Below are 10,199 nucleotides of genomic sequence, written 5' to 3'. Positions count from 1 at the left end.
GTCCGAAGACCGCCGTCGGCACGGCCGGTCCGGCGTGGGTCACCGGACGCCGGCGAGGGAGCGTGCGGTCGCGATGGCCTCGCCGTGCTCGCCGAGCAGGTCCTTGCGGTGCTCCACCGGCAGGTCGTAGCGGCCGAGGACCAGGTCCGGCAGCGGCAGCGAGGGCCTGCCCTCGGGGATGTTGGCGAGCAGCAGGTCCGCCAGCTCCAGGACCGGGGCCAGGTCGAGCCGCGCGGCGGCCTCCGGGTCGGTCCGGTCGAGGTGGGCCAGCCACTGTTCGGCGATCAGGTTGCCGGGGCCCTTGCCCATGCCCTGGATCGAGGAGTCCATCCAGGTCGCGCCGGCCGCCGCCGCGCTGATGGCGTTGGCCAGGGCGAGCCCCAGGTTGTTGTGGGCGTGCAGTCCCACCGGGCCGCCGGTGACCGACCTGGTCAGGGTGGTCAGGTCGGTGGTGTCGACGGGGGAGAGGCTGCCGTTGGAGTCGGCGAGGTAGACGAACTCGGCGCCGGCGTCGGTGGCGGCGGTCGCCACCTCGACGACGTCCCGGCCCGGCCACTGGCTGATCCGGGCGAAGTTGACGCCCACCGTGAAGCCGAGTTCCTTGGCCTGCCGGATGTAGCCGAGGCCGGTCTCGTAGCCCTTGGCGGGCAGGATGATCCGGACCAGGCGGGCGCCGGCCGCGTACATGGCCGGCAGGTCGTCGCGGGTGATGTTCTTCGGGTGCAGGATCATCGCGACCCGCTCCGGGCCTATCTCCTGGGCCATCGCGGCGATGAAGTCGTCGTCGCCGCGGCCGGTCAGTCCCAGGTCGGGTATCGGGAGCAGGGAGCCCTTGCGGTAGGCGATCTCGATCCAGTCGAAGCCGGCCTCGACACTCAGCTTCGCGTGCTTCAGGGCGTACTCGAGCGGGAAGGCGAAGCCGTTGCGATAGCCGCCGTCGCGGAGGGTGACGTCGATGTTGACGATACTCATGGAGTCTCCAGAAGCTGCTGACGTGGGGTGGGGTCAGGCGGTCTGCCGGGCGGCGGCCGCGTGGTGAGCGGCGAGCCGTCCGAAGATGAGCGAGCGCAGGACCGAGGTGGCCGGCGGGTAGGCGTGGTAGAAGAGGCCGGTGGCCTCGCCGGCGGCGTACAGGCCGGGGATCGCGGTGCCGGACGGGGTGACGACACGGGCGTCGAGGTCGGTGCGGACACCGCCGTAGGTGAAGCAGACGGCGGCGGTCACCGGGACGCCGACGAACGGTGCGGTGTCCAGCGGGGTGGCCCAGTTGGACTTCGGCGGGGTGATGCCGACGGTGTGCTTGCCGTCCAGGCGGGTCGGGTCGAACTCCCCGGGCGCCACGGCCGCGTTGAACTCGGCGACGGTCTTCTCCAGGGTCTCGGCGTCGACACCGAGCTTCCCGGCGAGCTCCTCCAGGGTGTCCGCCTGCTCCGGAGGCACGTCGCTGAGCAGGGAGTTCATGATCCCGGGGATCGCCAGGGTCTTGGCGTCGGCGATCCAGTACGCCTCCTGGTCCTGGTTCTTCCAGATCTCGTAGCCGATGTGCTCGAAGGTGTTGTCCCAGGTGTCGCGGCCCTCGTCGAAGAAGCGCTCCAGACGGCCGTTGACGAAGATGCCGGCCGGGAAGCCGTACAGCACCGAGTCCGCCTTCGTCGTACGGCGGTCGACCGGTTCGGCGTGGATGCCGTCGAACTGTCCGGCCGTGTCCGCGCCGAGTTCCAGTGCCATGCGCAGCGCGTCGCCGCGGTTGTTGGCAATGCCCGGTGCGATCAGCGGGAGGTCGCAGGCGCGGTCGCCGAGGTAGCGGGTGAGCATCTCGGCGTTGCCCTCGAAGCCGCCGCAGGCGAGCACCACCGCACGGCCGGACAGCCGTCGGGTGCGGCCGTCGGCGCCCCGGACCACGACACCGTCCACGGAGCCGTCCTCGGCGGTGGTCAGGCGCAGCGCCTCCGTCTCGTAGTGGATCTCCACGCGGGGGTCGCTCTCCAGGGCGGCGCCCAGGTGCTCGACGATCGAGGCGCCGCCGCCGCGGGGGCTGGCCGGCCTGGTCATGGAGGGGGTGCCGGCGGCGAAGGTGTGGGGGAGCGGGAAGTCCTCGAAGGCGATCTCGACGCCGTGCTTCTCGACGAAGGCCAGGGTCTGAGGGGCTTCCCGCTCGACGGTACGGCAGTAGTCGGCGTCGGCCAGGCCGCCGGAGACCCGCCCGACGTGCGCGGCCCAGTCCGTGTCCAGCCGCCGGTCCTGGTCGATCCGCAGGAAGGCACCGGTCCAGCGGGTGGCGCCGCCGCGGTCCTTCTCGGCCGCCCGCTCCAGCACGGCTATCCGGGCGGGCGTCCCGCGGCCCTCGGTGGCCTCCGCGAAGGACAGGGCGGCCGACAGTCCGGCGGCGCCGAACCCGACGACGACGAGGTCGTACTCGGCGGACGTGGACGAGGTGGACATGCTGTCTCCTTCTGGGTGTTGACGTATGTCGGGGGCGGTGGTCAGCGCTTCGGGGTGATGACCCGACTCGTCCGGTACAGGCGGTACTTGGCGCCGGTCGTGGTCTTCGCGAAGGCCTCGTAGCGGCGCATGAACTCGGGGTCGTCGAAGATGGCGTTGAAGCGCTTCTCGTCCGTCCAGGCCGCGAGGTTGACCATGGCGTCGCCGTCGACGCTGGTCAGCAGGCGGGAGCCGCGGAAGCCGTCGGCGCCGGCGGCGACGTGCTCCACGGCCGAGGCGAGGGCGTCGACCGAGGCGGGCGCGTCCTCGGTGGTGGCCACGTTGATGAGCAGCACGCTCTCGTCGGGTTCGGCCGCGGTGACCACGCCGGGACTGACGTTGCGGGCCTCGAAGGCGACGACGTCGTACGAGGCGACGCCGAGCCGCGTCCAGGGGTCGCTGTCGACCAGCTCGCGCACGGTGGCCTCGTCGAGGTCGGCCGTGACGACGACGGCGCCGCCGTCCGGGCGGGGCCCGCTCAGCAGGATGCGCCCCCGGTCGGCGTGGTCGCGCAGCCATGCCTTGTGCTCCGCCAGGTGCGCGGTGACGGTGTCACGGGGGACGAGGTAGGTGAGGGTGAGGATGTGGATCACTTGCCAACTCCGTTTCTGCAAGAGCCCGTCCGGCGTTTGAGGACGAGCCCGTTCAGGCCGGTACGGGGGGTCCGGGGGCGGAGCCCCCGGTGACGTTCACCGCGCGGACGTGACCCGCCCGGCAAGGTCGAAAAGAATCGTTTCGGCGTCCCTGACGGTGTCCCGCACCACGCTCTCGGCCGACCGCACGTCGTCGACGAGGTCCAGTACCTCGCCGGCGAACAGCGCCCGCTGCCCGGTGTCGTCGCGGGCGACGGCCGCGGTCCACTCGGGCTCGATCTCGGCCCGCCGCGCGGCCAGTTCGGCGTCCTGCCCGGTCCAGGTGCGGGTGAACGCATTGCTCACCGACCGTGCCGTGTACATCTCGTCCCACGGAATGCCGCGCACGACGTCGAAGGAGCGGGTGTCGACGAGATCGGCGGTGGCGCCGGACACCAGGGCGGTCTTGAAGCCGGCCGTGCCCATGGACTCCTCGGTGAGCGCGAACCGGGTGCCCATCATCACGCCGTCGGCGCCGAGGGCCAGCGCGGCCGCCAGGCCCCGCCCGTCCGCGAAACCGCCGGCGGCCACCACCGGGACCGTGCCCTGCACGATGTCGAGGACGGCGGGGATCAGCGGCAGCGTCGCCTGGGTCTTGTGATGGCCGCCGGCCTCGGCGCCCTGGACCGCCAGCACCGACGCCCCGGCCTGCAGGGCCACCGCGGCCTGCTCGCGGTCGTGCACCTGCACCATCACCTGTGCCCCGCTCGCGGCGGCGGACCCCGCATACCGGCGTACCTGGTCGGCGTCGCCGAACGAGAGGGCGATCACCGGCGGCGCGTAACCGAGCACCTTGTCCCACAGGCCCGGGCGTTCGTCGAAGGTGAACATCACGCAGCCGACGCCCCAGACGCCGCCCTGCTCGGCCGTCGCGGCCACGTGCTCGTCGATGAAGGCGGCGTCGCCGTAGCTGACGCCCACCAGACCCAGTCCGCCGGCGCGGGTGACGGTGCCGGCGAGCCGTGCGCCGGACACGGAGCCCATCGGGGCGCTGACGATCGGATGGTCGATTCCCAGCAGCTCGGTCAGCTTGGTCGAGATCACGCTTCTCCTCTGTTTCCCGGCGCGGCCGATGAACGGATCGGAAATGGGGGGTGACGAAACACCTGGCCGCCGATAGTTTCCGCAGCCACTGGTCCGTGTTTCAAAAGACTAGATTCCGGTGTTCTTCGATGTCCAAGACGGAAAGCGCGTGGCGGTCATAGGGTCTGGCCTATGGGAGTGACGGAGTTAACTTGCCAGGACGCGGAATGAAATGTTCCGGGTGGCGCCCGACGAAATCCCGGTGCTGTCCGGTAAAGGGGGAGCGACCGGCAAAAAAGGATCGGCCCGGAGCCACAGGCGGCTCCGGGCCGATCGGGACGGCGGAAACGGTGATCAGCTGAGGAACGGCCAGCCGCGCCGGGCGGCGACCGTGCGCAGGTAGCGGGCCGAGCGGCTGCCGGCGAGGGTGGTGACGGCCAGGCGCTCGCGCGGTGCCGCGGCGGTGGGCAGCGGGCGCCACACGAGCTGCGGGTCACCCTCCACGCTGAGCCGCGGGCGCAGCGCCACCACGTCGCCGACGGTCTGCAGCGCGTGCACGAACAGAGCTGGCTGGTCCTGGTCGACGGGGTGCAGCACGGCGTTCCAGCCGAGGGCGGTGAGCTGGGCCGGCACGGTGTCCGCGTAGCCGGGCGCGCACCCCTCGTCGTACCAGAGGAGCCGTTGTGCCGAGAGGTCCGCCCAGGTCGGCCGGGGGTGGCGGGCCAGTGGGTGGCCGGCGTCCATGACGACGCCCAGCGGCTCGTCCCAGACCACGGCCCGCACCAGGCCGGGCACGGCCACCGGCAGTCGTACGATGCCGAACGCGATCTCGCCGTGCTGCAGCAGCTCCGACTGGTCCGCCGCGTTGACCGAGCGCATCCGCAGCACCGGGTCCGTACGGCTTTCGGCGCGGTCGGTGTCCTGCCCGGTGAGGCCGTTCTGCACCTCGGCGAGTACCTCGGCCGGTACCCCGCCGCACACGCCCACGGGCCACACCAGGGGAGACGGCGCGGCGGCTGCGATGGCGGACCGCAGCTGCCCGGGGATGCTCTGGATCTCCCGCAGAAACGCCCGCCCGCCCGTGGTCAATTCGACACCACGTGAACTCCGGATGAAAAGCGGGGCACCTATCCGCTGCTCCAGTCTTTTGATCTGCTGACTCAAACTGGGCTGGGATATCCGCAATTCATGGGCGGCTCCGGATACGGTTCCCGCCCGTACGACGGTCAGGAAATACCGGAGGTGCCGCATGTCGAAGTCGTCGACATGCTCGGCATGGGTGACGGCGCGCCTGACCCCCTCGTGGGTCGGGTCGCCGAGGACCTCACCGGTGCCGATGCGGCCGCCTGGGAACGGCCCGACCCGTTCGTCCAGCACAGTCATTCGTTTTCCCCCTTCACGTGTCGAGTCGTTGCCGCGCCCGGCCCGCCCACTGCCGTGCCGAGGTGGTCCGGGCAAGACCGGGGCCACCTCAGCATCACAGAAAAATCCCTTCGAGAAGGTATTTTTAACGGCTCCGCAACGCGCTGCTCATCAGGTGTGCGCGCTCCCTTCGGCCGCCTGTCCGTCCGAAAGTGACCGCGGATCGCCGGCGAGCGCGTCGAGGAGCAGTTGCCACACCGACTCCCAGGCCGCGGCATCAGTGCACCCCGCCGGCCCGAAGGACACATGCAACGCGCCGTGCATCGCGGTCAGCAGCAACTGGGCGACGAGTTCGGGCGGCCGCGGGGGCATGCCGCCCTCCTGCTGTGCGCGCCGGACCAGCCCGACCAGGTCGCGCCGTACGTCCTTCGAGACGTCCGGCAGCCCCCGCGTCAGGCTCGGGCAGTCGGTGGCCAGCCGCATGGCCGCCCGCAGCCGGACGTCCGCCTTCAGCCGGCGGGCGAGGTCGAGGACCAGGGTCTCCAGTGCCGTCCGGGCGGTGACGCCGGGGGCGTTCCGGGTCAGCAGCATCTCCTCCCACACCTCGTGGGACTGGGCCAGCAGGGCGCAGGCGAGGACCTCCTTGGATGCGAAGTGCCCGTAGAGGGCTCCTTTCGTCATCCCCGTCCGTGCGGCCACGGCGTTGAGTGTGGCCCTGCTGTAGCCCTGGACGGCGAATTCCTCGGCGGCGGCGTCCAGGACCTTCTCCCGGGTGCGCCGTGCCCGTTCCTGCTTGACCATGCGGGTGCCCTCCAGTCTCGGCGAGAGGATAAACATACCCTCGCGAAGGAATGTTTTCAGGAGGGTGAAACCGGCCGGTCATCGGCCGTTTTCCGAGGCCATGGCGGACCGGCCGGCGCGGGAGGCCGCGCGGCGCGGTCCGGTGTGGCCGCCGAGCACGGTCCAGCCGGCTCGCCGGGCCTCCGCCACCAGCGGGGGAGAGCCGCCGACCACCACCGGATGCCCGACCGAGCGCAGCATGGCGAGATCGCTCACGTGGTCGCCGTAGGCCCAGCAGTCCTCGGCACGCGCTCCGCGCTCGTGTACGACGGCCGCGACCGCGTCGCCCTTGGCCCGCCCGATCATCGGCCGGTCCACCTCGCCGGTGAGCAGCCCGCCGGCCGTCGCCTTCTGCTCGGTGCAGCGCACCCCGACGGCTCCGAGGTCCTCGGCCACCGCCTCCAGCAGCGGGCGAAGGGAGCCGGACACCAGCACCACCTCGTGGCCACGGCGCCGATGCCCGTCGACCGCTTCGACCGCGGCCGTCACGAACGCCCGCGGCCCCCCGCGGTGGGCGTCGTACCAGCGGCGCGCCGCCGACCTCAGGGTGCCGACCGGCACCCCGGCGAACCGGCGGTAGTACTCGCGGTTCAGCGTGTCCCGGTCCTCGCCCGCCGCCACGCGGGCCCGCAGATCGGGCAGGCGGGCGGGGAGCGGCCAGGCACCGGACGCGGCCCAGAAGTCCCAGAAGTCGAGCAGGGTCTTCGTGGCCAGCAGGGTCTCGTCCACATCGAAGAAGGCCATGGCGGGCCGGTGCCCTGGCTCGGTCACCGCGGACCGCCCGGTTCCGGGGACAGCACCGCCGCCGCGTAGGCCCGGGCCGCCGCGTCGGGATCGAGCGTGCCGTGTCCCGCCGCGGCCGTCGCGTCCCGCCAGGCCCGCTGCACCGGGTGGTCCGGCGACTGGGCGCGCGAACCCGAGGTGCGGAAGAGGTCGTCCACCGCCTCCCGGCACAGGGCGGCCGCCGTCGTCGCGTCCCGTCGGTTCTCGGCCACCGCGAGCGGGGTGATCTCCCCGTGGTCGGCCCGCGTGGCCGCGCCGTCGAGGAGAAGTCCCGCGGTATGGATCCGGGCCGAGGCCCCGGACAGCACGGTGGCCGTCGCCGGATGCGGGGACGCGACCGCGGCCCGTTCCCCCGTCCAGGTGCGCAGGGCGCTGCGGGCGATGCCGAGGAGCGGGGCGGCGAAGACGAGGGCGGCGACCATGGGGAAGGGAACCGTGTGGCAGCGGGCCGCGCCGGGCAGCGGGCGCAGCAGGGCGTCCAGCGTGAACGAGCGGTGGGCCGGCACCCGGACCCCGTCGGCCACCACCGTGTTGCTCCCCGTACCGCGCAGGCCCGAGGTGTGCCAGGTGTCCAGCACCGACAGCTCCGAGCGCGGCACGGCGAAGATCCGGTGCTCCCGGTCGGCGCCGCCGGGTGTCCATGAGGCGAGCAGTACCCAGTCGGCGTGGTCCACCCCGCTGGCGGGCCGCCACTCGCCGTCGAGCCGCCAGCCGCCGTCCGCCGCCACGGCACGGCCCTGTGGCGGTACGACCGCGGCGGCGATCCGCGCCCCGGGGCCGCGCTCCCAGACCTCGCGCTGTCCCTCGGCGGGCAGGTAGGCGGCCAGTCGGCCGTGCGCGGCGAACAGCGCGGCGCACCACGCCGCGGACCCGCAGGTCTCGGCGACCTCCGCGACGCCGGTCACCAGAGGCCCGAACTGCCCGGCCGCGCCGCCCCACCGGTCCGGCACGAAGTGGCGCGGAAATCCGGCGGCGGTGATCGCGGCCGCGACCTCGGGTGACAGCCGCCGCTGTTCCTCCGCCCGGAGCGCCTCGCGGCCGGCGAGGGCTGTCAGTCCGGCCTCTTCCGGGATCAGTCCGGCCTCTTCCGGGATCAGTCGTGTCCCTTCCGGGACCGGACGTGCCGATGTGCGGTCCGTCCCTCGCACGGTCAGCATGTCGATCCGGCGAGCTGACGGTCGGTGCACGGCAGCGCGCACACCACGCGGGCGGCCGCGAGCTCGCGGCTTCCCTGCTCCGCTCGGAGCAGGAGCTCGACCGTGCGCCCGGTGCCGTCCGCGTCGCCGACGCGCTCCGCGGTGACCGACACCGGCAGGTCCAGCTCGCCGAACGAGCTGAACCGGGTGTCGAGCGAGCGTACGTACCGGTCCGTGTCCGCGGTGGTGACGACGGCCACCTGCCGGAAGGCGGCCACGAGGGCCATGCCCGGTATGTGGTCCGACGGGTGGTCGAAGAGGACCGGGTGGTCGAGGTCCAGCCGCAGCCACCACCGGTCGGGTCGCGCCGGGTCGGCGGATATGAGGACGTCGCGGTCCTGCCGCTGCCCGACGCGGGCCGGCCGCAGGGGTACGGCCCTGCTGGGTTCGGGCGCGGGAGCCGTGCCGGTGTCCGGTGCGCCGCGCTTCCTGAGCAGCGCGTAGCGGCGGTCCTCCAGCACCTCCCAGCACACCCGGGCCCGCCCCAGCCGCCGGTGGCCCGTGTGCACCTCCGCGTCCAGTTCCAGCTTCGTCCGGCGCGGGTGCCGGTCCGTGCGCAGGCACCGCGCGTCGAGACCGAGGGCGAGGGGGGCCGGGCCCGGTGCGGGCAGGGGTCCGGCGAGTTCCACGGCGAGTTCGCTGAGGACGAAGTGGTGGCCGTACGGCACCTCGTGGAAGCGGTGCGACAGATGGATGGCCGCCTGCCGTGCCGTCTCCGCCAGCAGGACCGGGTCGGACGTCCGGCCGCCCAGGTCGTCGAGGAAGTGGTCGCGGTGCCATGCGGCGGCGACGGCGAACCGCTCCGCGTCCAGTCGGGCCGCATCCGTGAGCAGGACTTCGCCGGTGGCGTGTTTGTGCACCGTTTCGCGTGGCACCGGGTGGTCGAATCCGAGTCCGTTCCAGGGGTCTTGGAGGCTGCGGGGTTCCGACGGCAGGGCAAGTGATGGTACGAAATGCATGTTCTGGTTCCTCCCCAAGTCGCGGCGGCGGGAGTGAGCCCGCTGCCGTCCCGTCCCCACGGGAAGCGACCTGAAGAAAGATACCTTCTGGAAGGTTTCTTGCGGAGGGTGTTTTTTCGTCAACCTGGCCGGACGAGTCCGTCCGCCGAGCCGTACACGTCATGTCCGCACCCGTGGAAACCGGGCACAACCGGTGGAAGCCGCCACACGCAGAGGAACAGAGCCATGGTGGAGCCGCAGTCGGCGTACTCGTCGTTCGTCCACAAGAAGATCGTCACCAGAAGGGGACCCGATCCCAAGCAGGACCGCTCCGCACGCACCCGCCAGCTGGTGCTGACCGCGGCGTCCGAGCTGTTCGCACAGCACGGATTCCGCCACACCTCGGTCAAGGACGTGGCCGACCGGGTGGAGATGACCAAGGGGGCGGTGTATTTCCACTACCCGACCAAGGAGGCCCTCGCGGTCGCCGTGGTGGAGGAGCACTACGCGCGCTGGCCGATGCTGCTGGAGCAGGTCCTGACGGAGGGGCGCGGGCCGCTCGGCACCGCCGCCCGGCTGCTGGAGCGCGCTGCCCTGGCCTTCCGCGACGACGTCATCGTGCAGGCGGGGGCGCGACTGCAGATCGAGCGCCCGCAGATCGACGCGGAGCTGCCGACGCCCTACCTCGACTGGACGGAGCTCCTGGAGTCCCTGCTGGTCGCCGCCGCGGACGCCGGTGAGCTGCGGGACGGGGTCGTGCCGCAGTCGGCCGCGCGCGTGCTGGTCTCCGCCTTCTTCGGCACCCAGCACATCTCGGACGTGCTGCACGGCCGGACGGACGTGGCGGACCGCTGGGCCGAGTCGAGCGAGCTGTTGTTCCACGCGATCCGCGCTTGAGGGCCCGTACTCCGTACGGCGGCGCACCGCAGCCGGTGCTGCGGTGC

Annotated in this window: 10 protein-coding genes; 1 reads left to right on the top strand and 9 read right to left on the bottom strand. The window is 72.3% G+C overall.

The annotated features are described in order from the left end of the window. Nucleotides 1-39 precede the first annotated feature (39 nt). The 9 genes from ACFWPS_RS52800 to ACFWPS_RS52760 form a co-directional block, all read right to left on the bottom strand. A complete protein-coding gene (locus tag ACFWPS_RS52800) occupies nt 40-972 on the bottom strand; it encodes a hypothetical protein (RefSeq protein WP_383721450.1) in 933 nt (310 codons plus the stop codon). Nucleotides 973-1,005: 33 nt separating this feature from the next. After that, the gene (locus ACFWPS_RS52795) at nt 1,006-2,442 is read right to left on the bottom strand and encodes an FAD-binding protein (RefSeq protein WP_383721447.1); all 1,437 of its coding nucleotides are present in this window, start codon (nt 2,440-2,442) and stop codon (nt 1,006-1,008) included. Between the two features lie 41 nt (nt 2,443-2,483). Beyond that, entirely contained in the window at nt 2,484-3,074 is a 591-nt protein-coding gene (locus ACFWPS_RS52790; protein WP_383721445.1) for a YciI family protein, read from the bottom strand. Between the two features lie 96 nt (nt 3,075-3,170). Next, nucleotides 3,171-4,157, bottom strand: a complete 987-nt coding sequence (locus ACFWPS_RS52785; RefSeq protein WP_383721442.1) for an NAD(P)H-dependent flavin oxidoreductase — start codon at nt 4,155-4,157, stop codon at nt 3,171-3,173. A 333-nt stretch (nt 4,158-4,490) separates the two neighbouring features. Beyond that, nucleotides 4,491-5,519 (bottom strand): LysR family transcriptional regulator, encoded by a 1,029-nt coding sequence (locus ACFWPS_RS52780; protein WP_383721439.1) that lies wholly within the window; start codon nt 5,517-5,519, stop codon nt 4,491-4,493. 150 nt (nt 5,520-5,669) lie between these two features. Further along, nucleotides 5,670-6,299, bottom strand: coding sequence for a TetR family transcriptional regulator (locus ACFWPS_RS52775; RefSeq protein WP_383721436.1), 630 nt, complete (start codon nt 6,297-6,299; stop codon nt 5,670-5,672). A gap of 78 nt (nt 6,300-6,377) precedes the next feature. Continuing rightward, nucleotides 6,378-7,082, bottom strand: a complete 705-nt coding sequence (locus ACFWPS_RS52770; RefSeq protein ID WP_383721434.1) for an HAD family hydrolase — start codon at nt 7,080-7,082, stop codon at nt 6,378-6,380. Nucleotides 7,083-7,105: 23 nt separating this feature from the next. Then, nucleotides 7,106-8,278 carry an oxidoreductase gene (locus ACFWPS_RS52765; RefSeq protein ID WP_383721432.1) on the bottom strand — a complete coding sequence of 391 codons (1,173 nt, stop codon included), beginning with the start codon at nt 8,276-8,278 and terminating at the stop codon, nt 7,106-7,108. Beyond that, entirely contained in the window at nt 8,272-9,276 is a 1,005-nt protein-coding gene (locus ACFWPS_RS52760) for a ScbA/BarX family gamma-butyrolactone biosynthesis protein (RefSeq protein ID WP_383721429.1), read from the bottom strand. Before ACFWPS_RS52760 ends, ACFWPS_RS52765 begins: the two co-directional genes overlap by 7 nt. A 225-nt stretch (nt 9,277-9,501) precedes the next feature. On the opposite strand from ACFWPS_RS52760, the gene ACFWPS_RS52755 reads away from it, so the two are divergent. Then, nucleotides 9,502-10,152, top strand: coding sequence for a ScbR family autoregulator-binding transcription factor (locus ACFWPS_RS52755; protein WP_383721425.1), 651 nt, complete (start codon nt 9,502-9,504; stop codon nt 10,150-10,152). The last annotated feature ends 47 nt before the right edge of the window (nt 10,153-10,199 follow it).

Origin of the sequence: Streptomyces sp. NPDC058457 (assembly GCF_042720695.1) — a bacterium.
Taxonomy (GTDB): Bacteria; Actinomycetota; Actinomycetes; order Streptomycetales; family Streptomycetaceae; genus Streptomyces.
Note: the sequence above shows the minus strand (reverse complement) of the source record. Positions and strands in the feature narration are given on the sequence as shown.

What these genes read in the sequence shown, in the direction of transcription:
- ACFWPS_RS52800 (WP_383721450.1), bottom strand. Translation starts at nt 972, where the DNA reads ATGAGTATCGTCAACATCGACGTCACCCTCCGCGACGGCGGCTATCGC.
- ACFWPS_RS52795 (WP_383721447.1), bottom strand. Translation starts at nt 2,442, where the DNA reads ATGTCCACCTCGTCCACGTCCGCCGAGTACGACCTCGTCGTCGTCGGG.
- ACFWPS_RS52775 (WP_383721436.1), bottom strand. Translation starts at nt 6,299, where the DNA reads ATGGTCAAGCAGGAACGGGCACGGCGCACCCGGGAGAAGGTCCTGGAC.
- ACFWPS_RS52760 (WP_383721429.1), bottom strand. Translation starts at nt 9,276, where the DNA reads ATGCATTTCGTACCATCACTTGCCCTGCCGTCGGAACCCCGCAGCCTC.
- ACFWPS_RS52765 (WP_383721432.1), bottom strand. Translation starts at nt 8,278, where the DNA reads ATGCTGACCGTGCGAGGGACGGACCGCACATCGGCACGTCCGGTCCCG.
- ACFWPS_RS52780 (WP_383721439.1), bottom strand. Translation starts at nt 5,519, where the DNA reads ATGACTGTGCTGGACGAACGGGTCGGGCCGTTCCCAGGCGGCCGCATC.
- ACFWPS_RS52755 (WP_383721425.1), top strand. Translation starts at nt 9,502, where the DNA reads ATGGTGGAGCCGCAGTCGGCGTACTCGTCGTTCGTCCACAAGAAGATC.
- ACFWPS_RS52770 (WP_383721434.1), bottom strand. Translation starts at nt 7,082, where the DNA reads ATGGCCTTCTTCGATGTGGACGAGACCCTGCTGGCCACGAAGACCCTG.